Genomic DNA, 24,881 nt, shown 5'->3' with positions numbered 1-24,881 from the left:
CAGAGCCGCTGATCCGCAGACTCGTCAACGCGTAAGTCGAGAGGAGTTTCAGATGTCCGAACACATCGTCCATTTCCATTGCCAGATCGATCAAGGAACCACCGAGCGCTTTCGGGACAATTGCCTGGAAGCCATTGAAAAAGGCGCCGACTCGCTGATGCTCAACCTCTCTACGGTCGGCGGTAGCACGAACTTCGGTTTCACCCTCTACACCTTCATCAAGTCTCTTCCCGTGCCGGTGCGCGCCGTGAACGCCGGCAACATCGAGTCGATGGGCATCGTCATGTACCTGGCCGCCAGCGACCGCACCACCACGCCCCACTCGCGCTTCCTGATCCACCCGATGAATTGGTATTTCGGCCAGAAGTCGGTGGATCACTCGCGCTTGCGCGAATACCTGTCCAGCCTGGACAACGACGTGGCGCGGTATGTGGAAATCTACGTCAAGGAAACCGCCGGTGCCGCCACGCAACTGGATATCTTCAAGTGCCTGTGCGCCGAGGAGCGTGTGATCCCGGCGGAAAACTCACTGGCCTTTGGCATTGCCCACAGGGTTGAACAAGTGGTGTTTCCACCCGAAGCCAAGCATTGGAAAGTGAGCGGCGGTGAGGACTGAGTTATTCGATGAATAAATATCATTTGCCGCCGCTTTGTTAATTAATCTTTTTGAAGTTGTATAAGCTCAAGCGAAACGGCTGTATAAGTTTTTTCACCAACACTTTTCAACTCACTACCGTTCGTCGCCAGCGAAACGTTTTTTCTAAACTTCCATCCGCCGTTTTCTTTCACAATACTGCGAGGCACGTTTTACTCGCTTAACCAAAATGAGGATTCTCGAAATGGCTAATAGCGGAAACAAAAACCCAGGTAACTTCGCAAACGACCGTGAGAAAGCATCCGAAGCCGGCAAGAAAGGCGGACACGCTTCCGGCGGCAATTTTGCAAATGATCGGGAAAAAGCCTCTGAAGCAGGCCGCAAAGGTGGCGAACGCAGCCACGGCGGCGGCAGGAAGTCGTAACCCGAGAACCGTTGGGGCGCAGCTCTGCTGCGTCCTGGCGCTTGACTTGTCGAGGTAACGAATGAGCCAGGATCGATTCATCGTCAGTTTCATCGCCGACGGCCAACCCGATAGCCGGGTATTGGCAGGCGACACCGAGACGCTTACCACCGAAGAAGCCGAGGCACTCTTGCGAGTGTCCTTTACTGAATTAAAGAGCGTCAAGATCAGCGATGTTCAAGTTCAGAAAAGAACCAAGCCAAACGAAACGGAACATGATGTTCCGGGGCATTTCAAACAGCCGTAGTGTATATAACCTTTGTTTTCAACTCCCTGCCCCCGTGGCGAGGGAGTTTGCTCCCGATGGGCTGCACAGCAGCCCAACTCGTATTAACAAAACATATATATCTAGGTGGATTGCCCTGGGCCGCTTCGCAACCCAGCGGGAGCTAGCTTCCTCGCCACAAAGCATTTGTTCAAATAACTTTAATGGGTATGCCCCGTCGGATCCTTTATCTGCCAGACCTGCCCTTTGCGCCACGCATCTGCGCCAGGATCGATGTCCGGTGCGCTGATCGATTCGCGGGCGTGTTTCTTCGCTTCGCTGTCGATGCCCATCCGGCGGTCGCGTTCGCGCACCAATTGCGGATCGATCTGCCCATCGGCGGTGAACCCCATCATCAACTGCGGAACGCCGTAAGGCAGAGCGTTGCCCTGCTCGGTGTGCCAGGTGTGCCAGGTCTTGCCGTAAGTGCTGACCAGGTTCTTCATCAAGCGGGTTTCCGCCACCTCCGGTATGCCCGGCGCGACCAGTTGTCCAGACTTCACCTCATGCACATGGCTGTGCCACAGCTGCTTTTCGGCGGCGGGCAAGCTTTCGAACAGGCGCTTACTGATGATGTATTCCACGCCCATCAATTTGGCCTTGGCGCTGTTGGCATCGAAGATGGCGCACTGGAACACTTCTTCGTTCAGTGCCGTGCAGTAATGGTGCGCTTCCATTTGCCCGGACATCCGGCCGTTATAAAAATGAAAGCCGTCCAGGTAGGTATCCAACGCTTGCAAAGGGGGTTTGTTCTGCATGATCCCGGCCCCCGCTTCCAGCGTCGCGGTGGTTGGGCTTTTCGTGGCGCCTGGCGCGTCTACCGGTGAGTGGCTGTTACCGCCCGCGCAGCCCGCCAATCCCACTGTAGCCACACACAACAGGGCCCAGGTTCCATGAACCATCTTTCCAGTCATCTCGACTCTCCTTTCCATGACTGCTCATGAGAAAGGCATTGGAAGACCGGGGTTTATTTTTTTCCCGAGGCAACCGATGAGCGGCCGTTAGCGGCGCTCGCCGTAGGCCTGTTTGACCGAGTCTATCCAGGTCGGGTCCAGGCGTGATTGCTCTGAATCCAGGCCCAGCGCCTGCATGTTTTCCAAATGCTCGTCGGCCTCACGGACCAACGAGGCGTGGTCGCTGGAGTTGGCATCCAGCCGGTGCATCTGGGCCAGGCCCAGGTGATAGAAACGCAGTAGCTTCATCGCTGCCGGATCCCGGGCCTGCACACCGGCCTTTACCTGGTGCATCACGTTGGTGACGCTCATCAGGCTGCGCTTGAGCTGCCAGCCATACACCGCAGCGGCCATCCACGGCTGCGACCAGAAATAGCCGCGCATCAGCCCGACCATCACCAGCACGGCAGCGAAAACGCCGCCGACATTGAAGCGAAAATTATCGCCCCCGGATGTACCGAACAGCATCACCGCCAGGCTGGACAACAGCATTGCCAGCGCCAGGAACACCACGGCCACGATGAGGGTGCTGCGACGGGTCTGTTGCCGGTAGTCGGCGGCGTCCCACGGTTTGATCTCGAACATCGCGTCGCAATTTCCTTGTATGGCGTGAAAAGACTCGCGCATTATCGCCTGCCCGGTCGATTTAGCTATGCTGGGGCTCATTTTGTGTTGCAACCGACCCGATGGATCCGGATCAAAGTCCATGGCGATACCGCAAGGATCGTGCGATCTTCCTGCGTGGACGTTTTTTTCAAGATGCCGCCGTCGTGCGAGCGGCATCGTTTTCAAGGAAAGCTGAATGACTCAAAGACATGTAATCAACGCTTCGGTAAGCCCCAAGGGCAGCCTGGAGACTTTGTCCCAGCGCGAAGTGCAGCAACTGAGCGAAGCCGGTTCCGGCAGCATCTACGATCTTTTCCGCCAGTGCGCCCTGGCGATTCTCAACACCGGCGCCCATGTCGATAACGCCAAGACCATCCTGGAAGCCTACAAGGACTTCGAGATCCGCATCCACCAACAGGACCGTGGTGTACGCCTGGAGCTGCTGAACGCGCCGGCCGATGCGTTCGTCGACGGCGAGATGATCGCCAGCACCCGGGAAATGCTCTTCAGCGCCCTGCGCGACATCGTCTACACCGAGAACGAGCTGGACAGCCAGCGCATCGACCTGAGCTCGTCCCAGGGCATCAGCGACTACGTGTTCCACCTGCTGCGCAACGCCCGCACCTTGCGCCCTGGAGTGGAACCGAAAATCGTCGTGTGCTGGGGTGGCCACTCGATCAACACCGAAGAATACAAGTACACCAAGAAAGTCGGCCACGAACTGGGCCTGCGCAGCCTGGACATCTGCACCGGCTGCGGTCCCGGCGTGATGAAAGGCCCGATGAAAGGCGCCACCATCGCCCACGCCAAGCAGCGCATCCAGGGTGGCCGCTACCTGGGCCTGACGGAGCCGGGCATCATTGCCGCGGAGGCACCGAACCCGATCGTCAATGAACTGGTGATCCTGCCGGATATCGAAAAGCGTCTGGAAGCCTTCGTGCGCGTCGGCCACGGCATCATCATCTTCCCGGGCGGCGCCGGTACGGCGGAAGAATTTCTCTACCTGCTGGGCATTCTCATGCACCCGGCCAACCAGGACCTGCCGTTCCCGGTGATCCTCACCGGGCCTAAAAGCGCCACGCCGTATTTCGAGCAGTTGCACGCGTTCGTCGGCGCGACCTTGGGCGAAGCCGCGCAGAAGCACTACCAGATCATCATCGACGACCCGGCCGAAGTGGCGCGGCAGATGACCCAGGGGCTCAAAGAAGTGAAGCAGTTCCGCCGCGAGCGCAACGACGCCTTTCATTTCAACTGGCTGCTGAAAATCGACGAAGGTTTCCAACGCCCGTTCGACCCTACCCACGCCAACATGGCCAGCCTGGGCTTGAGCCGCGACCTGCCCTCCCACGAACTGGCCGCCAACCTGCGCCGCGCATTTTCGGGGATCGTGGCCGGGAACGTGAAGGACAAGGGCATCCGCCTGATCGAAGAACACGGCCCGTACGAGATCCATGGTGATCCCGCGATCATGGAACCGCTGGATCGCCTGCTCCAGGCCTTTGTCGCGCAACACCGGATGAAACTGCCGGGCGGCGCGGCGTATGTGCCGTGCTATCGGGTAGTGACCTGATCCCGAAATCGCTGAGGTTAAAAATGTGGGAGCGAGCTCGCTCCCACAGGGGCTAGCGTTGGTTTGAGAAGCGTATCAATCCATCGTCCACCACAATGCTCAGCCCACGGTAATCCGCGATCTGCGAATGCACCGTCACCACCGGGTGCGTATGCGTGGCCGTCACTACCATCACGTCCATGCCCGCCGCCTCGCCAGCCTTGATTCCGGCTTCTGCGTCCTCGAACACCAGGCATTCCCGCGGAGCAACTTGCAAGCGTTGTGCGGCCAATAGGTAGCACGCTGGATTCGGCTTGCCGGCGCTCACGTCCTCGGCGGTCACCATCACGTCGGGGCGCGGAATCCCGGCCGCTTCCATGCGACGCAAAGCCAAGGCCATCGGCGCCGAGGTGACAATCGCCCATTGCGTCGGCGGCAGGCTCTTGAGAAAGCCCAGCGCACCGGGCACCTCGACCACCCCTTCCACGTCCTCGATTTCTTCGATGGTGAGCTGCGCGGCCTCGGCCTGGGCATCCACTCCTGGCAGGTTCTGGCGGGCAACGGTGTCGACGGCGCGCACGCCATGGATAGTCGGCAGGAATTTAGCCACGTCCAGGCCATGGCGCATGGCCCAGCGGGTCCAGATCCGCTCGGTGGCGGCGACGGAATTGAGCAGCGTGCCGTCCATGTCGAAGAGGAAGGCGCGATAGGCGACGGTGGGGAGTTCTGCGGACATCGGGATCCTCGTAAATCGGAAAAGGTGACTAACCCTGTGGGAGCGAGCTTGCCCCCCAAGGGTTCCATGTCGGGCCGGTTACACCAACCGCTCGATCCGCTGGTGCTGCCAGACCCGTTTGTAATACAGCGTCTGCAGCAACAGCATGCTCAGGTAAGCCACCGGAAACGCCATCCACACCCCTTGCAGGCCGAAGTGTGCGTCCAGCAGGTAGGCGACCGGAACTTGCACGCCGATGATGCAGAAAATCGAGATCGCCACCGGCATCAGCACCGTGCCGCTGGCGCGCATGATGCCACCGATGATGGCCTGGAAGCCGAACACCAAAAGGCTCCATAACATGATGTGCAACAGATGCTCGGCCTGGACCCGCGCCGCCGGATCGGTGATGAACAGGCCCAGCAACCAGTGGGACAACAGGTACCCCAGCAGCACCAGCCCACCGGTCAACCAGACGTTGATCAGCATCCCGGTGCGCAGGATCGGCCCCAGGCGTTCCAGGCGTCCGGCGCCGATGGCCTGGGCGCCGAGGATCGACGCGGTGATGGCAATCGACAGCGCCGGGAACTGCACGTAATTGACAATCTGCGTCACCGCGCCATAGGCGGCCGTGGCTTGGGACCCGTGGCGATTGACCAGGGCCAGGATGACCAGCTCCGACAGCGAGATCACCACCATCTGCAATCCGGTGGGCAGGCCGATGCGCAGCACTTTGCCGAGGATGCCCCTGTCCAGGCGCATCGCCGCGAACAGCGCCCGATCCGGCGCCAAGGCATGAGCCCGTCGATTCAGGCGCCACGCCAGCATCGCCATCGCCGACGCGGTGCCCACCAGCCCCGCCAGCGCCGCGCTCTGGATGCCCATCTGCGGCAACCCCAGCCAGCCACGGATCAACCCCGGCGTCAGCGCCATCCCGACGCTGGTGGACACCAGCAACGCCAGCAACGGCGAAACGGTATCGCTGACACCACGCAATAGCTGGGTGAAAAGCACAAACACCAGCAGCATCGGGAGGATCCACATCATCACCCGCGCATACGACACCGCATCCTCCAGCACGTCGGCGGGCGTTCCGAGGCCTTGCAGCCCCTCGCGGGCAAAAACACTGCCGAGGATTGCCGCGGTCAGTCCGATGATTGCCCCCAGCAGCAGCGTCGAGCCGGCAATCGCCTTCACGGTTCCCGTCTCGCCGGCGCCGTAGGCCTGCCCGATCAAGACCCCTGCCCCCGCACCCAGGCCAATCACCAACGCGATGAAGAAAAACAGGATGGGAAACATCCCCGACACCGCCGCCAGGGCCTGGGTGCCGAGCATTTGGCCGATGTAGATGCTATTGAGCGTACCGGACATCGATTGCAGGAAATTGGACAAGACCATGGGGGCCAAGAACAGCAGGTAGGTTTTCCAGAGAGGCTGGGTGGGCATGAGGGCTCGATGGCAGGTTCGAAAACTGGTGCGGGTAATTTAGCTCAATCCTTTCATTGTGTTTCACAGAATGATCTGACGAACACTGTTGAGGTTCACCGTGATTTCTTCCACAGGTCAGACCACCTCGACATTTCCAGGATCTGGTCTATTCTGCGATAGCAATGTGCCACTTTTTTTCCAAAACCGGACGACTGGTCCTCAAGACCGGGTCGACTTTGCAGATAACCAGTTATTCGCAAATATCCTGTCAGCAATACTGTTCAAGGACCGAACCATGATGTCGTATTCCCACGACCATTCCCTTGCCACATCCCAGACGCACACCTCCTGGCACGCCTTGATCGTTGCCATCATCGCCTGCGCCGGGCTGCTGGTATTCAATGGCACGAGCGCTCAAAACATCGGTTTCAGTGCTGTGCTTCTGGTCCTTGGCGTGGGTGCCGGTATCTGGGGCGCGCGCTCGCAGCGCCTGCAATTGGACAAGGTGGCCGCAGCGGCCATCGCCCATCATGAACTGCAAGCAGCCGACCATGGCGCTCACAAAAGCAGCGCGCAACTCAACGAAGTGATCCTCGGCGCGATGCCGATCTGGGCCAAGCAAGTCGAAAGCTCACGGCAGCAGACAGAAACCGCGATCGTCTCGTTGACCAGCCGCTTCACCGGCATTTCCTCGCGTCTCGAAGAAACCGTACAAGCCTCGCAACTGGCCGCTGGCGAGTTGGCGGGCAGTGGTGGCGGCGGTGCCGTCCAGGTGCTGGCGCAGAGCGAAGGCGAGCTGGTGAAGGTGATCGATTCGCTGAAGTGCACCCAGGCCAGCCGTGATGAAACCTTGGCCCAAGTGCGCAACCTGACGGCCTACACTGGCGAGTTGCGGACCATGGCCGCGGATGTCGCTGCGATTGCCGCCCAGACCAACCTGCTGGCCCTCAACGCCGCCATCGAAGCCGCCCGCGCAGGCGAAGCCGGACGCGGTTTTGCGGTAGTGGCAGATGCCGTGCGGGCCCTGTCGAGCAAGTCCAGCGAGACCGGCCAACAGATGTCGGCCAAGGTCGATGTCATCAACACCGCCATCACCCAATTGGTGCAGGCGGCTTCCAGCGGCGCCGACCAGGACAGCCAGTCCGTGGCCGTGTCCGAAGGCAGCATCCAACGCGTGCTGGAACGCTTCCAGAGCGTCACCGGCCGCCTCGCCGATTCGGCCGACATGTTGCAACGGGAGAGTTTCGGTATTCGAGACGAACTCACCCAAGTGCTGGTCAGCCTGCAATTCCAGGATCGGGTCAGCCAGATCCTCAGCCACGTGCGCGACAACATCGAGGACCTGCATGTGCACATGCAGCAAGCCAGCCAGTCGCCCGAACAGGCCATCTCCATCGACGCCCGCCAATGGCTGGCGCGCATGGAAACCACCTACGCCACCGACGAGCAACGCCGCAACCATCACGGCGACTCGGCCGCGCAACAGACTTCACAGGAAATAACCTTCTTTTAGGAGCCCCTCATGGCGAAAAATGTATTGGTTGTCGACGACTCCGCGAGCGTTCGGCAGGTCGTCGGCATCGCGTTGAAAAGTGCAGGCTACGACGTGATCGAGGCCAGCGATGGCAAGGATGCACTGGGCAAGCTCAACGGCCAGAAAGTGCACCTGATCATCAGCGACGTGAACATGCCGAACATGGACGGCATCACCTTCGTCAAGGAGGTCAAGAAACTGGCCAGCTACAAGTTCACGCCGATCATCATGCTCACCACCGAATCCCAGGAATCGAAGAAGCAAGAGGGCCAGGCCGCAGGCGCCAAGGCCTGGGTGGTCAAGCCGTTCCAGCCAGCGCAGATGCTGGCGGCGGTGTCCAAGCTGATTCTTCCCTGATGGCTGGAGGCTTCAATGCCGCTGCTGTACGAAGTAGAAAATGACACCGCGCAGGTGCAGATCGACGGCGAGCTGACGATCTACACCGCCGCCGACCTGGCCGCGCAATTGCTGCCACGGTTGGGGGCCACGCCCGCCATGGTGCTGGACCTGTCGCAGATCACCGAGATGGATGGCGCCGGCCTGCAATTGCTGCTGATGGTTCAGCGCGAGGCGCCCAAGGCCGGGACCCAACTGACGGTGGCCGACCCAAGCAAAGCCGTCACCGAAACACTGGCGCTGTGCAACCTGGTTGCGTAGTCCCTTTGCAACACGTCGGACACGACAAAGGATATGAGCGTGAGCATCAATCTCGATCAGGCACAACAAACCTTCATCGTCGAGGCCCGTGAACAACTGCAGGCGATGGAAGAATCGTTGCTGCAATTGGAAAACGACCCCGGCGACGATGACGCCATCGGCGCGATTTTCCGAGCGGCCCATACGATCAAAGGGTCGGCTGGACTGTTCGGCCTGGAGCCGATCGTCAGCTTTACCCACATCGTCGAGGACGTGCTCGATCGCCTGCGCGAGGGCAGCGTCGCGGTGGACCCTGGCTTGATCGCGGTGCTGCTCAAGTCCGGCGACCACATGCTCGAATTGATCGACGTGGTCGCCAACCAGGGCTCGACGTTGCAGCCCCCTGCCCTGGCGCGGGAAATGGAACTGTGCCAGCTCCTGCAGGAGTACCAGGCGCCCCCGACCGCGACCGAACCGGATCGGGAAACCCAAGCCGAGCCAACCGGCTCAGCCGAAGCGTGCCTCTGGCACATCTCCCTGCGCTTCGGCCAGGACGTGTTCCGCAACGGCATGGACCCCTTGTCGTTCCTGCGCTACTTGCAGACCCTGGGTGAAATCGTCGACATCACCACGCTCACCGAGGCGATGCCGGCCATCGACACCTGGGATGCCGAATCCTGCTACCTGGGCTTCGACATCGCTTTCCGCTCCGCCGCCGGTTATACCGCGATCAATGAAGTGTTCGATTTCGTCCGAGAAGACTGTGCGATCGAAATCGTCGCCCAAGACGTCGAGGCCCAGGCAAGCATCGGCGAGGTCGCGACATCCCAGGCACAGAGCGACGAAAGCACCGCCATGGTCACCACGGGCGAGCTGATGCCGGACCAACGCAAGACCCCGCGCATGCCTGCCCAGGTCGCGCCTGACAAGCAGGCCGTGGTCAGTGACAGTAAAACCAAGGACGGCGCGTACGTGCGCGTCAATGCTGACAAGCTCGACGAACTGATCAACCTCGTCGGTGAATTGGTGATCGCCAGCGCCGGCGCCAGCCTGTTGGCCCGTAACTGCCAGAACGACCCATTGCAGGAAGCCACCTCGTCGGTATCCGGGCTGGTGGAGGAGATTCTCGACGGCGCCTTGCGCCTGCGCATGATCCCCATCGGCGAGACCTTCAACCGCTTTCGTCGGGTGGTGCGCGATGTCAGCCAGGAGCTCGACAAAGACATCGACCTGATCATCAGCGGCGCGGAAACCGAGCTGGACAAGACCGTGGTGGAAAAGATCGGCGACCCGCTGATGCACCTGTTGCGCAACGCCATGGACCATGGCATCGAAACCGCTGAGGCGCGGCTGGCGGCAGGCAAACCGGCCAAGGGGCATTTGCACCTCAACGCTTACCACGACTCGGGCAGCATCGTGCTGGAAATCGCCGACGACGGCGCCGGCCTGAACCGCGACCGCATCCTGGAAAAAGCCCACGAACGTGGGCTGATCGCAGCGGGCGCGAACCTGACCGACCAGGAAATCTACAACCTTATTTTCGAACCGGGCTTTTCCACCGCCCAGGCCGTCACCAACCTGTCCGGGCGCGGCGTGGGCATGGACGTGGTCAAGCGCAACATCACGCTGCTGCGCGGCACGGTCGACCTGGACAGCCAGCCGGGCAAGGGCACCGTGGTGCGCATCCGACTGCCGCTGACCCTGGCGATCATCAACGGATTCCTGGTCGGCATCGGCCAGTCCACCTATGTCATTCCGCTGGACATGGTCCAGGAATGCATCGAGCTGAGCGAAGACGATGGCATCGCCAGCCGCGAACAAGGCTACCTCGACCTGCGGGGCGAGGTGCTGCCATTGGTGTACTTGCGCGATCACTTTCATCACGAAGGTCCGGCCTCGCGCCGGCAGAACGTGGTGGTGGTGCGCTACGCCGAACTCAAGGCCGGGCTGGTGGTGGATGACCTGCTGGGTGAATTCCAGACCGTGATCAAGCCCCTGGGCAAGCTGTTCGGCGCACTGCGCGGCATCAGCGGCTCGACCATTCTGGGCAGCGGCGCCGTGGCGTTGATCCTCGACGTACCGGCCCTGCTCACCCAGATTGCACAAATAGAAAACCGCTACAACTCGACCCCATTACAACAAGCCAACGCTCGCTGACGCTTCAACACTCCATGGAGAGGTATTCCCCAATGAAATGGTTCTACGACCTTAGAATCGCCACCAAACTGATCGCTTCATTTCTCGTGGTGTTGGCGCTGACCGCCGTCATGGGCGTGTTCTCGATTATCCAACTGGGCCAGGTGAACGGCACCGCCCTTGATATCCGTGAGAACTGGATGCCGTCCATGCGCGCCGCTTCAGGCATGCGCTTTTTTGCGGCGAGCTATCGCCTCAAGGAGAATCGCCATATTGCCGCCGACTCCGAACAGGAGCGCGTCACCCTCGAGCAAGAAGCCGAGGAAGCCAAAAAGGCCTTCGAAACGCGCCTGGGCACTTACGAGAAACTGCTCTCCAGCGCTGAGGATCGTCAGGCATTCGAAACCACCCGCGGTGACTGGGCTTCTTACCTTGCAATCAGCAAAGACCTGCTCGTATTGTCCCGGCAGAACCTGACCGAGCAAGCCCAGGCGATGCTCAAGGGCGAATCCAAGAATCGCTTCGACCTGGTGACCAACGACTTGCAAAAACTTGTCGAGCTCAACGCGGCCGGCGCTGACGTCGCCAGTGCGCACGGCACCCGCTTGTATGAAAACGCACGTCTGTCGATCATCGCCGTGCTGGTCGCGGCCCTGCTGGTGGGCCTGGGATTGGCGCTGTTCGTCTCACGCATCATTTCCCGTCCGTTGAAACAGGCGGCGGTGGTGGCCGAGCAACTGGCCGAGGGCAACCTGAACGCGAAAATCGATGGCGGTTCCAAGGACGAAACCGGCATGGTGCTCAACGCCATGCAGAACATGGTCGGCAAGCTGTCGCACATCATCGGTGAAGTGCGCAACGCGGCGGACAACCTCGCCAGCGCTTCCGAGGAAGTCAGCGCCACCGCCCAATCGATGAGCCAGGCGACCAGCGAGCAGGCGGCCAGCGTCGAGGAAACCAGCGCATCCATCGAGCAGATGAGCGCCAGCATCAACCAGAACACCGAAAACGCCAAGGTGACCGATGGCATGGCCAGCAAGGCTGCCAAGGAAGCCACCGACGGTGGCGAATCGGTGCAGCAGACCGTGGTGGCGATGAAGAAAATCGCCCAGCGAATCAGCATCATCGACGACATCGCCTACCAGACCAACCTGCTGGCGCTCAACGCCGCCATCGAAGCGGCCCGCGCTGGGGAACATGGCAAAGGCTTCGCAGTGGTCGCTGCCGAAGTTCGCAAACTGGCCGAACGTAGCCAGGTCGCGGCACAGGAGATCGGCGAGCTGTCGTCCAGCAGCGTCGAGATGGCCGAGAAGGCCGGCAACCTGCTGAACGAGATGGTCCCGTCCATCAACAAGACCTCGGATCTGGTGCAGGAAATCAGCGCCGCGTCCGAAGAACAGGCCGCCGGTGTGGCGCAGATCAACACCGCCATGACCCAACTCAACCAGGTGACCCAGCAGAACGCCTCCAGCAGCGAAGAGCTGGCCGCCACCGCCGAAGAGATGAGCAGCCAGGCCGAACAACTGCAACAGGCCATGAGCTTCTTCACCTTGGACACGCCGCCCAAGGCCGTTCTTCAGGTCGCCCGGGTCGATAACACGCCCGGCCCGTCCAGCCGTAAACCGGCCCGGGCGCCGGCACCGGTGATGCCCAAGGCGTTTGCCTACAACATGGCCAGCGCGCCGGACGAATCGGAATTCACCCGGTTCTGATGGCTCGGTTCCATAGGCTTGCTTAAAGGAGAAAAGGCAATGGGCGCCATCGCGACCACACGTCAGACCGCCAGCGCGGTCGAGGAAGAAGCGCAGTACCTGACGTTCATGCTTGGCACAGAGATGTTCGCCATCGGCATCTTGTGCATCAAGGAAATCATCGAGTACGGCAACCTGACCGTCGTACCGATGATGCCGGCCTTCGTTCGCGGGGTGATCAACCTGCGCGGCGCGGTCGTGCCGGTGGTGGATCTGTCGGCCCGTTTTGGCCGGCCGAACTCCACCATCAGCCGCCGTAGTTGCGTAGTGATCATCGAGGCCGCCAGCGCTGACGGCCTGGCCCAGGACATCGGGCTGCTGGTGGACACCGTATCGGCGGTGCTGGAAATCCCGGCCTCGCAGATCGAACCGCCACCGAGTTTCGGCGCGAAAATTCGCGCCGACTTCATCAGCGGCATGGCGAAGGTCGAGGGCAAGTTCGTCATCGTCCTGGAGGTGGATCGGGTGCTGTCCATCGACGAAATGTCCGAACTCGCCCAAGCCAGCCCCGCCGCACTGGAAGCGCCAGACTCATGAGCACGGACACTTGCAAGGAACGCACAGTGAATTCAATGGCGCTCACTGACCGGGAGTTCGGCCAGTTTCAATCCTGGTTGTACCAGGCCGCCGGCATCAACCTGTCGCCGGCCAAGAAAGCCCTGGTGGCCGGGCGCCTGTTCAAGCGCCTCAAGCACTATGAGCTGGACAGCTACGGCGAGTATTTCAAGCTGATCATGAGCGGCCAGCGCAGCGACGAATTACAAGTGGCGCTGGACCTGCTCACGACCAACGAAACCTACTTTTTTCGTGAGCCCAAGCACTTCGATTTTCTACGCGATCACGTGCTGCCCCATGCGACGCCGGGCAAGACCTTTCGCCTGTGGAGCGCGGCCAGCTCGTCCGGCGAGGAGCCCTACAGCCTCGCCATGACCCTGGCCGAAAGCCTGGGCACCACGCCCTGGGAAGTCATCGGCTCGGACATCAGCATGCAAGTGTTGGCGAAGGCCCGTTCCGGGCACTATCCGATGGAGCGCGCCCGCAACCTGCCCCATTCGTTACTCGTGAAATATTGCCTCAAGGGCACCGGCAATCAGCAAGGCACCTTCCTCATCGATCGGGCGTTGCGCAACCGGGTCAACTTCATCCAGGTCAATCTCAACGACACGCTTCCGGAGTTGGGGGAGTTCGATGTGATTTTCCTGCGCAACGTGATGATCTATTTCGACCAGCCCACCAAAAGCAAAGTGGTTGCCCGACTGATCCCCCGGCTCAAGCCCGGTGGGTATTTCATCGTCAGCCATTCGGAGAGCCTCAACGGCGTTTGCGATGCGTTAAAGCTGGTCGCCCCTTCGATTTATCGCAAGCCATGAACGCCGCGATAAAGCCAGTCGCCGAAGTCTATCTGGGGCCTGGGGAGTTTCGCTTTGCGACCTGCCCGACCCGGCTGCGCACGATCCTTGGCTCATGCGTTGCCATCACCCTCTGGCATCCACGGCGCAAGATCGGCGGCATGTGCCACTTCATGCTGCCCAACCGGGTACGCTGCTCCACGGCGCTGGATGGGATGTACGCCGATGAAGCCTTTGAGTTGTTCGTCCGCCAGGCGCGGGCCCATCGCACCGAACCCGAGGAATACCAGCTCAAGCTGTTCGGCGGCGGCGAAATGTTTCCCGAGCTGCAACGCCACGTGGCGTTCGGCGACGTGGCGCGGTTGAACGTCAACGCCGCGCTGGAAATGGCCGCCCTCTATCGCCTGGACCTGATTGCCCAGGACATGGGTAGCACTGGCTACCGAAGTATTGTTTTCGACCTGTGCAATGGCGATGTCTGGGTCAGGCACCAACCGATAAGGACCTTGAATTAACCATGCCAGGCAGAAAAATCAATGTATTGCTGGTGGACGATTCCGCCGTGGTCCGTCAGGTATTACTGGCGATCCTGAGTGACACGCCGGACATCAACGTTATCGGCGCGGCGTCCGATCCGATCTTCGCCATGGATAAACTGGCGAAGGAATGGCCCGACGTGATCGTGCTGGACGTGGAAATGCCGCGCATGGACGGCATTACCTTTTTGAAAAAGATCATGAGCGAACGGCCCACGCCCGTGGTGATCTGTTCTTCCCTGACGCCCAAGGGCGCGGAAACCACGCTGCAAGCCATGGCCGCCGGCGCGGTGGAAATCATCACCAAGCCCACTAGCGGCCTGAAGAACTTCTTGCTGGACTCGGCGTCGGAACTGGTCTCGGCCATCCGCGCCGCCGCCCAGGTCAACGTCCGCAACCTGGGTAAACGCCCGGCCCCGGCCGCCCCGCTGACCCCGGCGGCCAAACTCAGCGCTGACGCGATGCTGCCCGCCGCCAACGGCCACGCCATGGCCCAGACCACCGAACGCATCGTCGCCATGGGCACCTCCACCGGCGGCACCCAGGCCCTGGAGGCGGTGCTGACGGCCCTGCCGCGCGTGTGCCCGGGCATCGTCATCGTCCAGCACATGCCGGAAAAATTCACCGCCTCATTCGCCGCCCGGCTCAACAGCCTGTGCCAGATCGAAGTGCGCGAAGCGAAGAACAACGACCGCATCCACCCGGGCCTGGCGCTCATCGCCCCCGGCGGCAAGCACATGATGGTGACCCGCAGCGGCGCGTTCTATCACGTGCAAGTGGTGGACGGCCCGTTTGTCAATCGCCATCGCCCTTCGGTGGATGTGCTGTTTCGCTCGGTGGCCAAGTTCGCCGGCCGTAACGCCACGGGCATCATCATGACCGGCATGGGCGACGACGGCGCCCGCGGCCTCAAGGAAATGCTCGATGCCGGCAGCGCCACCGTTGCCCAGGACGAGGCCAGTTGCGTGGTTTTTGGCATGCCCAAGGAAGCGATCAAACTCAACGCCGCCCAACGGGTGATGCCGTTGCTGGACATTGCGCAGGTGATCTTGCACCGCTGATCCGCGCATCTTTTCTCAAGTGAAAGCTGTATGGCGAGGGAGCTTGCTCCCTCGCCACCCAAAAGCTGCTTTAAACAGGCGAGATCGTCGCCAGCACACCAATCAGCAGCGTCAGCGCCAGGAAACCACCCAGAAAAATCGCCATCTTCGCCATGAGCTTTCTCCCAATAGAGCCATTGCGGCACGATCGAATTGTGGGGCGAGAACTGAGACCGTTACAGACGCACCTGTAAGCGAAAAATACGGATCAGCGGAAAAAGGTTCGCAGCGCTCTGTATCCACGACACACAGCAATACAAACACACCGCCGCATGACACATCCCAGATACACGACAAGCGCCAAATGGCCCCGTCCGAACAGGCCAGTCCCGCCTTGCTTCGACCCGACGTGCCGAGCACCGGGCAAGCAACGTGACACCGCCACGGCACACGCCCCGCGCAACGCTTGCCAGGGGCCACACAGCTCTTATCTGGAGAAATCTCATGACGCGTACAAAAAATTCGAACTCCGCTCGCCTCGCCCTCGCCGCCCTGGCTTTGTCCGGCGGTTTGGGCCTGGCTCAGTCCGCTTTCGCCGTTGACACCCTGGCCCAGGGTTATCAATTGGCTTCGGCAGAAAAGACCTCCGAAGGCAAATGCGGTGAAGGCAAATGTGGCGCTGCCGAATCGGCCAAAAAGGCCACACAGGCTGAAGGCAAGTGTGGTGAAGGCAAATGCGGTGCCGCCGAATCGGGCAAAAAAGTCACCGCGGCGGAAGGCAAGTGCGGTGAAGGCAAATGTGGCGACGCGTCCTTCGCTCGTACCGACACTGACGACGATGCTCGTGTGTCGCTGAAGGAATTCCTCACCGTCGCGCCGACCCAGCAAGCCGAGTTCGAAAAGATTGACAGTAACCACGACGGCTACCTGTCCGAGGCGGAAACCTACAAATACCGCACCGGCCAATACACAGCCAATGGCAAGAAAGTACCGACCGAACTGTTCATCCATATGAGCCAGGCCAAGGAGTAAATCCCCCTTCGCTCCTCCCTCCTGGCCGCTCAGGCCGGGAGGGTTTGGCCATCCCCTGGAGAAGCGCGATGAGCACGTTCACTTCACCCTCCGGCGCCGGTCTCGGCCTGCGCCGTGCCCTGTTAAGCGACCTACTGGAAATGGCCCCCAGCGCCGTGGATTTCCTTGAGTGCGCCCCGGACAACTGGATCGGTGTCGGCGGCGTCTACGCCGAACAACTCGACCAACTCGCCGCGCGGCACCCCATCACCTGCCACGGCCTGTCCCTGTCCCTCGGCGGTCCGCAGCCCCTCGACATTGAACTGCTGCGTGGTACTCGCCGCTTCCTCGATCGCTACGCCGTGGCGCTCTACAGCGAACACCTGAGTTACTGCTCCGACAGCGGTCACCTCTACGACCTCTTGCCGATCCCCTTTACCGAAGAAGCCGTCCATCACGTCGCCGCCCGCATTCGTCAGGCTCAGGACGTATTGGGCCAGCGCATCGCGGTGGAAAACATCTCCTACTACGCCGCGCCCTTCCAGGCCATGAGCGAGATCGACTTCATCACCGCCGTGCTACAGGAAGCCGACTGCGACCTGCTGCTAGACGTCAACAACCTCTACGTCAACGCGATCAATCACCGTTACGACGCCGAGAAATTCCTCGCCGCCATCCCGGCCCAACGCGTCACCTACCTGCACGTCGCCGGCCATTTTGACGAAGCCGAGGATTTGAAAATCGACACCCACGGCGCGGCCGTCAAGCAAGACGTCTGGGCGCTGCTACACCAGGCATATAAACGATTCGGCTCGGTACCAACCCTGCTGGAACGCGACTTCAACTTTCCACCCTTGTCGGAACTGCTCGCTGAAGTCGGGCAGATCAAACACCTTCAAAAACTCGCTTGCCCGGCAACACCGGAGGCCCGCCATGCCTGAACAACTGCTCGACCAACTCAACTGCATGGCCAATTACGTCCGCAATCCTCAAAACCCACCACCGCCGGGAATTGAAACCCGACGCCTGGCCGTCTACCGGCAACTGTTCATCGGCAGCATCGAATCGCTGCTGGCCGCCAGCTTCCCGGTCATCCACCAAACCCTGCCAGACGCTGACTGGCGATGGCTGGTCCACGACTTTTACGCGAACTACCGTTGCCAGACGCCACTGTTCACGCAGCTGGGCGGGGAGTTTGTCAGCTATCTGGAACAACGTGCCAGCTCGCAGAACCACCCCGCCTGGCTGCCCGAGCTGGCGCAACACGAATGGAGCGAAAGCGCCCTGTTGCTGAATGATGCGGTGGAGCCCGCACACAATCCCCACGGCAATCTGGTTGAAGGCACGCCCGTGATGTCGGAACTCGCGTGGGCACACGCCTATGAATGGCCGGTGTGCGACATCGGGCCGGATCATCGGCCCATCGACAAACCAACGGCCCCGACGTTGGTCCTGCTTCAGCGCCGTGGTGGGCACGTGACGTTTTCACGCCTTGCGCCAATGGCTTATGCGCTGCTGGTTTCGCTGACGGAGCATAGGCGCAGCGGGCGGGAGCATCTGGTTGCGTTGGCCGAGGCGGCAGGAGTGACGGTGCGTGAGTTGATGCCGGTGGGGGTCGCGGCCCTTGAGGGGTTCAAGGCGCAGGGGATTGTGTTGGGAACGCGTTGGGGGTGAGCAAGACCATCGAAAGATACATCTCCATCAACGCTTGCGCCCCACCCCAAGGCAAAACATCTTCCGATAATCAGAAGGCGACGTCCCCAGATGCGCGCCAAAGTGCTGCCTCAACGACAATGACGTCCCAAACCCCACCTCCCCTGCGATGCATTCGATGGGCAACTCAGTCGTTTCCAGCAATGCCTGCGCTCTGGCCACTCGTTCAGCAGTTAACCATTTGGACACGGTTGTGCCCGTCGCCTCCTTGAACCGACGGGTAAACGTTCGCCTGCTCATCTTCGCCATGTCTGCCAGAGCGTCGAGAGACAGGTCACTGGACAGATTCATTCGGGCCCATGTCAGGACGTCGGATAAATGAGTCTCGCCAGCGAATGCTGGCACTGGGTGTTCAACATACTGCGCCTGGCCTCCCGGCCTGTGAGGTGGCGTCACCAGCATCTTCGCGGTGCGATTCGCCACGTCCGCACCGAGGCGCTCGCGCACCAGGTGCAAGCAACAATCGATTGCCGCTACGGTGCCGGCGGACGTCACGATGTTATCGGCACTGACGTAAAGCACCTCGGGTTTGAATCGAACCTTGGGAAAACGTTGCGCAAACTGGTCACGGGCAGCCCAGTGGGTAGTGGCTTCCTTTCCATCGAGCAGCCCGGCATCGCCGAGGACGAATGCCCCCAAACACAATCCCACAATGAGCTTGCCTTGCGTGTTGGCTAGCTGCAGCGCTTCCACGAGCTGGGGCGATGCAATCAGGGATTGATCGCCCCATGCCGGGATGATGATGACGTCGCAGGTTTCCATCAGCTCCAGGCCGAGGCTTACCGACAGCCCAATGTCTTGGTCGGTACCGACCATTCCGGGCACTTCTGCGCAGTAATTGATTTCATACCGAGGCCCATCGGGCGCAGGCTGGGCGGTTCCCAATACCATTCCCGGCACGGAAAGGTGGAAAAGGCTGACGCCTTCGAAAGCTAAAACAGCAACGCGTATGGAGAGCATGGGGGCAGCCTCGGTTCGCCCCGTAGGGCTCAAGGTGACCAACGTTGATCAGTTGGCCCGATTATATCGAAATGTGTCGTTCGGGCCACTGTTGACCCCCGAGACATTCGGCAAGAATGGACCCCTCGTGGTAAACAACAGGAATGATTTTTATGAAACTCAGAACGTTACAGCTTGCCCTCAGCATTGCTTGCGCCGTGGCCGCTACCCCTTCGTTCGCCGATTCAACTACTCCCAAGGCGCCTGGCGCCCCTCATAAACTGGATTTGCAGCAGGTCCGCAACGCGACGGTAAAAATCACCTTCGGTGACACCACCTTCCTGATCGATCCGATGCTGGCAAAAAAAGGCGCCTATCCGGGTTTTGAAAACACCTATCGAAGCAACCTTCGCAACCCCTTGGTTGATCTCACCCAATCGCCGGAGAAGGTCATAGCCGGGGTCGACGCCGTCATCGTCACCCATACACACCTGGACCACTGGGACGATGCCGCACAAAAAGCGCTGCCTAAAGACATTCCGTTGTTCGCTCAACATGAAGCAGATGCGCAACTGATTCGTTCCCAAGGTTTCAAGAACGTACGCGTACTAACTGACGAAGCGGAATTCGGCGGCGTCAAAATCACCAAGACCGGCGGCCAGCATGGCACTGACGAAATGTATGCCGTGCCAGCGCTCGCAAAACCTCTGGGCGAAGCCATGGGCGTGGTTTTCCAGGCGCCAGGCTATAAGACTCTCTACCTTGCCGGTGACACGATTTGGCGTAACGAGGTAGACCAGGCCATCAACCAGTACCGTCCGGAAGTAATCGTGCTCAACGCCGGCAAAGCAAAAATGGCGGGATTCGAAGGTTCGATCATCATGGGTGAAGATGATGTGCTTCGCGCCTCAAAAGCCGCGAAAAACGCACACATTGTCGCGGTGCACATGGACGCGATCAACCATATGTCCCTCACTCGTGAAGAACTGCGCGCCTACGTTAAGAAGCAAGGGATTGAGGGGCGTGTAGACATTCCGGAGGACGGTGCTTCGCTGGAATTCTAAGCGAAAAGGGGCAGGTTTATTTAATCAATAAATCTGCCCCTTTCTCGATGCCGGCGCGGTGGCGGCGCTTGAAACGTTCAAGGCGCAGGGATTGTGTTGGGGGGGACCCAAAGCGCGGAGTTCTCTACCGCCCAAAGGATTCATTGAAAATCGTATTGATATATCGGTAAATCTCGATATTATCCACTCCATGGAATTGATCGAAGTATTTAAAGCCCTATCGAACCCTACACGCCTTCAAATCTTGAAAGGCCTGAAGGACCCGACAAAGAACTTCCCTGCGCAGGATGAAGGTGACGTTCTCACGGTGGGCGTTTGCGTCAGCAGTATCCAGGAAGGCATCGGATTGTCCCAATCCACGGTGTCTGGTTATCTTGCGACGCTGCAACGAGTGGGCCTGGTGGAAGTCAGGCGCATCGGTCAGTGGACTTACTACAAGCGTAATGAAGCGGCCATCAGCGCCCTTGCTGAAATCATAGGGAAAGAGCTCTAATTTTTTGCCGTAAGATATCGAGATATCTCGATATCCCTTTTTATAGATATGAGGTGTCATTATGAAAGCGATGGTATTGAAATCATTTGGCGGGGCGGAATCGTTTGAACTTCGCGATGTGCCCAAACCCGTGCCGCATGCAGGGCAAGTCCTGGTCCGGGTGCATGCCACCTCCATCAATCCCTTGGATTACCAGGTCCGACGCGGCGACTATCCGGACCTGGTGCCACTGCCGGCCATCACCGGACACGACATTTCGGGCGTTGTCGAAGCAGTTGGGCCGGGCGTGACAGCCTTCGCTCCCGGAGACGAAGTCTGGTACACCCCGCAAATATTCGATGGCCCGGGAAGTTACGCCGAGTACCACGTAGCTGCTGAGAGCATCATCGGCAAAAAGCCTCCCTTGCTAAGCCACCTTGAGGCGGCGAGCCTGACATTGGTTGGCGGGACGGCGTGGGAAGCACTGGTCGTGCGTGCGTCGCTCAGAGTGGGAGAAAGCATTCTGATACACGGCGGCGCGGGAGGTGTCGGTCACGTGGCGATCCAGTTGGCGAAAGCCATCGGAGCACGGGTATACACGACCGTGCGCGAGGCGAACTTCGAGTTCGCGCGCAGTATGGGGGCCGATGTCGTCATTGATTACGAGAAGGAGGACTACGTCGAGGCCATCATGCGGGAAACCGAAGGCCGTGGGGTTGACGTCGTGTTTGACACCATCGGCGGCAATGCACTGTCACGCAGCCCCGACACACTTGCACAGCTTGGTCGCGTAGTCAGCATCGTGGACATTGCACAACCGCAAAACCTGGTTCAGGCCTGGGGCAAGAACGCGAGTTATCACTTCGTTTTCACAAGGCAGAACCGAGGCAAACTCGATGAGTTGAGTGCATTGATAGCACGAGGTCAGTTGCGGCCACACGTTGGCGCGGTCTATTCCCTTGCCGACATCCCGCTCGCCCATGCACGGCTGGAAAGTCCCAACAACGGCGTTATAGGAAAAATCGCGATCGCCGTTGAGCCATCGCTCATCTCATAAGCCCGTACTTTTTAACCGTTCATGTCATTTCGAGGTACGCCATGATTTACGAGATCGCCCTGCTCCCCGTTCACAAGGACCGCATTGAAATGTTCCGACGTGCGTTTGCCGAGGTCGCTCCTCTGCTCACCCGTGCAAAGGGATACGGCGGTCACTTGCTGGCGCCCGGGATTGAGACCCCCGAACAATTCAACCTGATCGTGAGATGGCAGTCACTTGAAGATCACACGCCGGGTTTCGAAGAGAGTGAAGACCATCGGATATTCATGATGGGATTGGAGGAATATTTTTCGGATGAACCGAAGGTCTACCACATCGAGGGAGGCAGTTTTTAGGACAGATGGACATCTCCACCCCAACGCCCGATACACCGTATCGGGCGTTTTGGCGTTTGACTTAGGCCCCAATTCATTCCGAATGCCTGCCTGGCGGTGTTCCGGATCGACCGAAAACTGGCAGGGCGGCGGTGGTTATGCCTACGCGCACACGCCATCAAGCATGCCGAGAACCCGCCGAAAGAGGTATTCTGCGCGGCTAGAAAACAGCCATGGCCAACGGCTTCGCAGCTTGAAGCGGTCTTGAAAATGGTGCGCCAGGAGGTCTGCATGTTGATCGGATATCGATTCGAGCGTACCGCGCGGGATGACCTGCATATCCACTCGATCAAATGGGTGCAGGGCGGATTCGTGCTGCTGACAAGCGCGATGACTTTCATTTTTCCAGTGGCGGCCGTGCTCGCAATCACAGATGCCGACTTGTCGCCGACAGGCATGGATCCATTGGCCTCACTCCTGCTCGCGCTCGGGCTGCTGCTGATTCCTGCCCTAGGCTTGGCGCTGATGCTTTACACCGGCACCCGCGAAACCTTGCTGTTGTCGCGTATCGACGGTGAAGGCAAGCGCCGTACCCGGAACTTCTTTGCACGCCGCGAACGGGTGCATTCGGTGTTTAGGTTCGACGCCGTCAAGCACCTCGAGCTCCGCCGCCATCAACAGGCCAAACCAGCCAACACCCAACTGTGGCTGGTGATGCGCGATGGCGCCACCCACCGCCTGACAAGTGACAACGTTGCGGTGGTGCCGGGCAGTGAACGCACCGAGCGGTGGCTGCGTGAGCTGAGCGACTACCTGCAGGTACCGATGCCCACGGAGGTTGCTGTCGGTTCGACGGCCGTTTCGAAAGTGCCCTACAGGCCTACTCCGACGCCGGCGAAGATCGCCAGGCAACGCAAAGCGAAGGCTCTCACGCCTTCGGCTGAGTCGACCGAACAACTAGGCATCCCCGCACGCGCCCTGCTCGCCTTGATTGGCGCTTTCCTGATTGTGCTGGAGCTGACCCGTCTGATCGCATGGACGCCGTCGCTGTTTACCGGACGGATACGCATCGGCAGCACTCGCCCGACGATTTTCTACTGGACCGAACAGCCCGTGGCCTTTTCATTTCACTTGATTATCGGCCTGGCAGAGTTGCTGATCATCGGCGTCATCGCCTGGGGCTGCGTGCGCGTGGCGATCGAGGGGCGGTTGAAGTCAAAATAGATCTGTCCCGTTTTCTCTCTCATCTCGATTACCAGTTATCTAGATATTCAAAAGCTATTTGATAGTCGTAGCTCACCCAATCAATTGAATGCTGAAAGTACGGCTGGATAATTCCTACCCAGTCCAACAGAAGATCAAACCCCCCGTTATTTATGTTGTTATCGAACGGAATGCCTAACGCCTCCACGACCGAGCCATCATCACCCAGATCTTCTGTATATTCTTCTCCTTCGAAGGATTCGGTTTGCTTGCTATACCACTCAAGTCGCAATTTGAGTCCCATCTTTTCATCCTCACAAATACTTTTTTATGCTGCGATTTTTCTTAGGGCCATCTGTCTGTTCGCCAGTAATTGGATCGAATGCACCTAAATGACTTCCGTCGCTTGCTCGGTAAGCTTCCAGTTCACCGTGCGAGGCATCCCATTCGTAAATGGTCCGGCCTTTGGCGTCGAGCCAGCGATCTCTTAAGCCTCCGCCGCCTTGCACCGGAGTTTTCTTCTTGCCTTTCTTCAGACCAGAGAAGCCCGTAATTTCATGTGTCTTCGGAGCAGGATGATAGTCGTGGCCCGCCTCGGCCAGACCCTTTCGGCGGATGCTCAAAACCACATAAACCGGCCGAACCCCCGAGTCCACCGGGAACACCAGAATGAAATCCTTGTACTCCGGCGGATAGATCGGATTGACGATGATGCTGTCCGCCATCGGCGTCGGCGGGTAGATCCAGATATGCGGGGTTTGGGGGGCGGCTTCCAGGGCGGGGATGCCGAGGGTTTCGGAGGGGTCGGTGGCTGGGGTCCAGATCAGTTCGATGCCATCGCCCAGGTCAGCGATGTATTGGTCGGCGCGCGGCGTCAGGTGGACGACGTCGACCATTTCCCAGCCGCGGTTCTGACCGGTGTAGAAACCGTAACCCTTGATACTGCCGTCGGCCTGTTGCTCGATGCTCAAGCGCATGCGGCTGCGGGCCTTTTTTAGCTGGCGTAGCTGGTCTTCGCTGTAGAGCGCGCTGTCGCCCAGGCTGGAAGGCCAAAGCAAGGCGACGATCCCCGTTAACAGCGCCGCGCCAACCGTGCCTGCGGCGGCTCCCGCAGTTGTCGCGGCGCAGCCGCCCAGGGCGAGTCTGCCTAATGTAGCGGGAATTGCACTTGAGCCGATCTGCTTGAGGGGGACAGTCCCGGAATCGTCGGCCCCGCGGCCGCCAAGCCACTTCAAGTCGCCGTACTGCTTGACCAGCTCCGGCGGAATGAAACCATGGGGGTTGTTGTAGTCGATGATGCCGTTGGGGAGCTCGCAGCATTTAGCGAAAACGGACCCGGTGATGGGCAGGGATTTTTTTTCGACCTCGGCCCATCTTTCCTTTTCGTAGGCGGCCTGTCGCGCAAGCATGGCGGCATGACTGCGCTGGAGTGCCTCGTACTCGGCCAGCTCGCTGGACGTCATGTCCCGATAGGAAATATTGTGCCCTTCGCCGGAACGTGGATTTTTGACTTTCGGCAGATTTTTTTGGCGCGTCACGAATCGCGATTCTC

28 protein-coding genes are annotated in these 24,881 nt (G+C 59.8%); 21 read left to right on the top strand and 7 right to left on the bottom strand.

Features of this window, described 5'->3' with window-relative positions; translation table 11 throughout:
* The first annotated feature begins 52 nt into the window (after positions 1-52).
* The 3 genes from ACLK1G_RS24400 (at position 53) to ACLK1G_RS24390 (ending at position 1,305) form a co-directional block, all read left to right on the top strand.
* Positions 53-616, top strand: coding sequence for an ATP-dependent Clp protease proteolytic subunit (locus tag ACLK1G_RS24400; RefSeq protein WP_030142235.1), 564 nt, complete (start codon positions 53-55; stop codon positions 614-616).
* Positions 617-839: 223 nt separating this feature from the next.
* Positions 840-1,019 carry a con-10 family general stress protein gene (locus tag ACLK1G_RS24395; protein ID WP_003182983.1) on the top strand — a complete coding sequence of 60 codons (180 nt, stop codon included), beginning with the start codon at positions 840-842 and terminating at the stop codon, positions 1,017-1,019.
* 61 nt (positions 1,020-1,080) lie between these two features.
* Positions 1,081-1,305, top strand: coding sequence for a hypothetical protein (locus ACLK1G_RS24390; protein ID WP_420767702.1), 225 nt, complete (start codon positions 1,081-1,083; stop codon positions 1,303-1,305).
* A gap of 179 nt (positions 1,306-1,484) precedes the next feature.
* Here ACLK1G_RS24390 and ACLK1G_RS24385 read toward each other — a convergent pair whose 3' ends face one another.
* On the bottom strand, positions 1,485-2,237 hold the full coding sequence (locus tag ACLK1G_RS24385; protein ID WP_420767701.1) for an OBAP family protein: 753 nt from the start codon (positions 2,235-2,237) through the stop codon (positions 1,485-1,487).
* Between the two features lie 87 nt (positions 2,238-2,324).
* Positions 2,325-2,861, bottom strand: a complete 537-nt coding sequence (locus ACLK1G_RS24380) for a DUF3087 family protein (protein ID WP_420767700.1) — start codon at positions 2,859-2,861, stop codon at positions 2,325-2,327.
* Positions 2,862-3,078: 217 nt separating this feature from the next.
* Between ACLK1G_RS24380 and ppnN the strand changes: the two genes are divergently transcribed.
* Positions 3,079-4,452: a nucleotide 5'-monophosphate nucleosidase PpnN gene (ppnN, locus tag ACLK1G_RS24375; protein WP_420767699.1), complete on the top strand. Its 1,374-nt coding sequence runs from the start codon at positions 3,079-3,081 to the stop codon at positions 4,450-4,452.
* Positions 4,453-4,504: 52 nt separating this feature from the next.
* Here the strand turns inward: ppnN and ACLK1G_RS24370 are convergent, their stop codons facing one another.
* Both ACLK1G_RS24370 and ACLK1G_RS24365 read right to left on the bottom strand, forming a co-directional pair.
* A complete protein-coding gene (locus ACLK1G_RS24370) occupies positions 4,505-5,167 on the bottom strand; it encodes an HAD family hydrolase (protein ID WP_420767698.1) in 663 nt (220 codons plus the stop codon).
* Between the two features lie 78 nt (positions 5,168-5,245).
* Positions 5,246-6,592: an MATE family efflux transporter gene (locus tag ACLK1G_RS24365; protein WP_420767697.1), complete on the bottom strand. Its 1,347-nt coding sequence runs from the start codon at positions 6,590-6,592 to the stop codon at positions 5,246-5,248.
* Positions 6,593-6,869: 277 nt separating this feature from the next.
* Here ACLK1G_RS24365 and ACLK1G_RS24360 point away from each other — a divergent pair, with 277 nt between their 5' ends.
* From ACLK1G_RS24360 to ACLK1G_RS24305, 12 genes are all read left to right on the top strand, one after another.
* Positions 6,870-8,087, top strand: a complete 1,218-nt coding sequence (locus ACLK1G_RS24360; RefSeq protein WP_420767696.1) for a methyl-accepting chemotaxis protein — start codon at positions 6,870-6,872, stop codon at positions 8,085-8,087.
* A gap of 9 nt (positions 8,088-8,096) precedes the next feature.
* A complete protein-coding gene (locus ACLK1G_RS24355) occupies positions 8,097-8,465 on the top strand; it encodes a response regulator (protein WP_003180343.1) in 369 nt (122 codons plus the stop codon).
* Positions 8,466-8,480: 15 nt separating this feature from the next.
* The gene (locus tag ACLK1G_RS24350) at positions 8,481-8,765 is read left to right on the top strand and encodes an STAS domain-containing protein (protein ID WP_420767695.1); all 285 of its coding nucleotides are present in this window, start codon (positions 8,481-8,483) and stop codon (positions 8,763-8,765) included.
* A gap of 39 nt (positions 8,766-8,804) precedes the next feature.
* Positions 8,805-10,901: a chemotaxis protein CheA gene (locus tag ACLK1G_RS24345; RefSeq protein WP_420767694.1), complete on the top strand. Its 2,097-nt coding sequence runs from the start codon at positions 8,805-8,807 to the stop codon at positions 10,899-10,901.
* Positions 10,902-10,933: 32 nt separating this feature from the next.
* The gene (locus ACLK1G_RS24340; RefSeq protein WP_420767693.1) at positions 10,934-12,592 is read left to right on the top strand and encodes a methyl-accepting chemotaxis protein; all 1,659 of its coding nucleotides are present in this window, start codon (positions 10,934-10,936) and stop codon (positions 12,590-12,592) included.
* A gap of 39 nt (positions 12,593-12,631) precedes the next feature.
* Positions 12,632-13,168 carry a chemotaxis protein CheW gene (locus ACLK1G_RS24335; RefSeq protein ID WP_420767692.1) on the top strand — a complete coding sequence of 179 codons (537 nt, stop codon included), beginning with the start codon at positions 12,632-12,634 and terminating at the stop codon, positions 13,166-13,168.
* Entirely contained in the window at positions 13,165-14,001 is an 837-nt protein-coding gene (locus tag ACLK1G_RS24330; RefSeq protein ID WP_420767691.1) for a CheR family methyltransferase, read from the top strand. The genes ACLK1G_RS24335 and ACLK1G_RS24330 overlap by 4 nt, the downstream gene beginning before the upstream one ends.
* Complete coding sequence (gene cheD / locus ACLK1G_RS24325; protein WP_420767690.1) at positions 13,998-14,495, top strand: chemoreceptor glutamine deamidase CheD; 498 nt, start codon at positions 13,998-14,000, stop codon at positions 14,493-14,495. Before ACLK1G_RS24330 ends, cheD begins: the two co-directional genes overlap by 4 nt.
* Positions 14,496-14,497: 2 nt before the next feature.
* Positions 14,498-15,577, top strand: coding sequence for a protein-glutamate methylesterase/protein-glutamine glutaminase (locus ACLK1G_RS24320; protein ID WP_420767689.1), 1,080 nt, complete (start codon positions 14,498-14,500; stop codon positions 15,575-15,577).
* Between the two features lie 483 nt (positions 15,578-16,060).
* Entirely contained in the window at positions 16,061-16,588 is a 528-nt protein-coding gene (locus ACLK1G_RS24315) for an HvfA family oxazolone/thioamide-modified RiPP metallophore (protein WP_420767688.1), read from the top strand.
* A gap of 68 nt (positions 16,589-16,656) precedes the next feature.
* Positions 16,657-17,508, top strand: coding sequence for an HvfB family MNIO-type RiPP peptide maturase (locus ACLK1G_RS24310; protein WP_420767687.1), 852 nt, complete (start codon positions 16,657-16,659; stop codon positions 17,506-17,508).
* A complete protein-coding gene (locus ACLK1G_RS24305) occupies positions 17,501-18,241 on the top strand; it encodes an HvfC family RiPP maturation protein (protein ID WP_420767686.1) in 741 nt (246 codons plus the stop codon). The genes ACLK1G_RS24310 and ACLK1G_RS24305 overlap by 8 nt, the downstream gene beginning before the upstream one ends.
* A 27-nt stretch (positions 18,242-18,268) precedes the next feature.
* Here ACLK1G_RS24305 and ACLK1G_RS24300 read toward each other — a convergent pair whose 3' ends face one another.
* Entirely contained in the window at positions 18,269-19,240 is a 972-nt protein-coding gene (locus ACLK1G_RS24300; RefSeq protein ID WP_420767685.1) for a GlxA family transcriptional regulator, read from the bottom strand.
* A 152-nt stretch (positions 19,241-19,392) separates the two neighbouring features.
* Here ACLK1G_RS24300 and ACLK1G_RS24295 point away from each other — a divergent pair, with 152 nt between their 5' ends.
* From ACLK1G_RS24295 to ACLK1G_RS24275, 5 genes are all read left to right on the top strand, one after another.
* Positions 19,393-20,283 (top strand): MBL fold metallo-hydrolase, encoded by an 891-nt coding sequence (locus ACLK1G_RS24295; RefSeq protein WP_420767684.1) that lies wholly within the window; start codon positions 19,393-19,395, stop codon positions 20,281-20,283.
* A 190-nt stretch (positions 20,284-20,473) separates the two neighbouring features.
* Positions 20,474-20,776, top strand: a complete 303-nt coding sequence (locus tag ACLK1G_RS24290) for an ArsR/SmtB family transcription factor (protein WP_420767683.1) — start codon at positions 20,474-20,476, stop codon at positions 20,774-20,776.
* Between the two features lie 61 nt (positions 20,777-20,837).
* Positions 20,838-21,812, top strand: coding sequence for a zinc-dependent alcohol dehydrogenase family protein (locus tag ACLK1G_RS24285; RefSeq protein ID WP_420767682.1), 975 nt, complete (start codon positions 20,838-20,840; stop codon positions 21,810-21,812).
* A gap of 41 nt (positions 21,813-21,853) precedes the next feature.
* Positions 21,854-22,147, top strand: coding sequence for an antibiotic biosynthesis monooxygenase family protein (locus tag ACLK1G_RS24280; RefSeq protein ID WP_420767681.1), 294 nt, complete (start codon positions 21,854-21,856; stop codon positions 22,145-22,147).
* 270 nt (positions 22,148-22,417) lie between these two features.
* On the top strand, positions 22,418-23,350 hold the full coding sequence (locus ACLK1G_RS24275; protein ID WP_420767736.1) for a hypothetical protein: 933 nt from the start codon (positions 22,418-22,420) through the stop codon (positions 23,348-23,350).
* 28 nt (positions 23,351-23,378) lie between these two features.
* Here ACLK1G_RS24275 and ACLK1G_RS24270 read toward each other — a convergent pair whose 3' ends face one another.
* Positions 23,379-23,633, bottom strand: coding sequence for a colicin E3-like toxin immunity protein (locus ACLK1G_RS24270; RefSeq protein ID WP_420767680.1), 255 nt, complete (start codon positions 23,631-23,633; stop codon positions 23,379-23,381).
* Between the two features lie 10 nt (positions 23,634-23,643).
* The gene (locus ACLK1G_RS24265) at positions 23,644-24,867 is read right to left on the bottom strand and encodes a colicin E3/pyocin S6 family cytotoxin (RefSeq protein ID WP_420767679.1); all 1,224 of its coding nucleotides are present in this window, start codon (positions 24,865-24,867) and stop codon (positions 23,644-23,646) included.
* Between the last annotated feature and the right edge of the window lie 14 nt (positions 24,868-24,881).

Origin of the sequence: Pseudomonas algeriensis (assembly GCF_048847255.1) — a bacterium.
Lineage (GTDB): Bacteria > Pseudomonadota > Gammaproteobacteria > Pseudomonadales > Pseudomonadaceae > Aquipseudomonas.
This window is presented reverse-complemented; position numbering and strand designations above follow the sequence as displayed.

Bases quoted from the DNA above. Each gene is read 5' to 3' on its own strand.
- ACLK1G_RS24400 (WP_030142235.1), top strand. From the start codon at position 53: ATGTCCGAACACATCGTCCATTTCCATTGCCAGATCGATCAAGGAACC.
- ACLK1G_RS24395 (WP_003182983.1), top strand. From the start codon at position 840: ATGGCTAATAGCGGAAACAAAAACCCAGGTAACTTCGCAAACGACCGT.
- ACLK1G_RS24390 (WP_420767702.1), top strand. From the start codon at position 1,081: ATGAGCCAGGATCGATTCATCGTCAGTTTCATCGCCGACGGCCAACCC.
- ACLK1G_RS24385 (WP_420767701.1), bottom strand. From the start codon at position 2,237: ATGACTGGAAAGATGGTTCATGGAACCTGGGCCCTGTTGTGTGTGGCT.
- ACLK1G_RS24380 (WP_420767700.1), bottom strand. From the start codon at position 2,861: ATGTTCGAGATCAAACCGTGGGACGCCGCCGACTACCGGCAACAGACC.
- ppnN (WP_420767699.1), top strand. From the start codon at position 3,079: ATGACTCAAAGACATGTAATCAACGCTTCGGTAAGCCCCAAGGGCAGC.
- ACLK1G_RS24370 (WP_420767698.1), bottom strand. From the start codon at position 5,167: ATGTCCGCAGAACTCCCCACCGTCGCCTATCGCGCCTTCCTCTTCGAC.
- ACLK1G_RS24365 (WP_420767697.1), bottom strand. From the start codon at position 6,592: ATGCCCACCCAGCCTCTCTGGAAAACCTACCTGCTGTTCTTGGCCCCC.
- ACLK1G_RS24360 (WP_420767696.1), top strand. From the start codon at position 6,870: ATGATGTCGTATTCCCACGACCATTCCCTTGCCACATCCCAGACGCAC.
- ACLK1G_RS24355 (WP_003180343.1), top strand. From the start codon at position 8,097: ATGGCGAAAAATGTATTGGTTGTCGACGACTCCGCGAGCGTTCGGCAG.
- ACLK1G_RS24350 (WP_420767695.1), top strand. From the start codon at position 8,481: ATGCCGCTGCTGTACGAAGTAGAAAATGACACCGCGCAGGTGCAGATC.
- ACLK1G_RS24340 (WP_420767693.1), top strand. From the start codon at position 10,934: ATGAAATGGTTCTACGACCTTAGAATCGCCACCAAACTGATCGCTTCA.
- ACLK1G_RS24335 (WP_420767692.1), top strand. From the start codon at position 12,632: ATGGGCGCCATCGCGACCACACGTCAGACCGCCAGCGCGGTCGAGGAA.
- ACLK1G_RS24330 (WP_420767691.1), top strand. From the start codon at position 13,165: ATGAGCACGGACACTTGCAAGGAACGCACAGTGAATTCAATGGCGCTC.
- cheD (WP_420767690.1), top strand. From the start codon at position 13,998: ATGAACGCCGCGATAAAGCCAGTCGCCGAAGTCTATCTGGGGCCTGGG.
- ACLK1G_RS24320 (WP_420767689.1), top strand. From the start codon at position 14,498: ATGCCAGGCAGAAAAATCAATGTATTGCTGGTGGACGATTCCGCCGTG.
- ACLK1G_RS24315 (WP_420767688.1), top strand. From the start codon at position 16,061: ATGACGCGTACAAAAAATTCGAACTCCGCTCGCCTCGCCCTCGCCGCC.
- ACLK1G_RS24310 (WP_420767687.1), top strand. From the start codon at position 16,657: ATGAGCACGTTCACTTCACCCTCCGGCGCCGGTCTCGGCCTGCGCCGT.
- ACLK1G_RS24305 (WP_420767686.1), top strand. From the start codon at position 17,501: ATGCCTGAACAACTGCTCGACCAACTCAACTGCATGGCCAATTACGTC.
- ACLK1G_RS24300 (WP_420767685.1), bottom strand. From the start codon at position 19,240: ATGCTCTCCATACGCGTTGCTGTTTTAGCTTTCGAAGGCGTCAGCCTT.
- ACLK1G_RS24295 (WP_420767684.1), top strand. From the start codon at position 19,393: ATGAAACTCAGAACGTTACAGCTTGCCCTCAGCATTGCTTGCGCCGTG.
- ACLK1G_RS24290 (WP_420767683.1), top strand. From the start codon at position 20,474: ATGGAATTGATCGAAGTATTTAAAGCCCTATCGAACCCTACACGCCTT.
- ACLK1G_RS24285 (WP_420767682.1), top strand. From the start codon at position 20,838: ATGAAAGCGATGGTATTGAAATCATTTGGCGGGGCGGAATCGTTTGAA.
- ACLK1G_RS24280 (WP_420767681.1), top strand. From the start codon at position 21,854: ATGATTTACGAGATCGCCCTGCTCCCCGTTCACAAGGACCGCATTGAA.
- ACLK1G_RS24275 (WP_420767736.1), top strand. From the start codon at position 22,418: ATGTTGATCGGATATCGATTCGAGCGTACCGCGCGGGATGACCTGCAT.
- ACLK1G_RS24270 (WP_420767680.1), bottom strand. From the start codon at position 23,633: ATGGGACTCAAATTGCGACTTGAGTGGTATAGCAAGCAAACCGAATCC.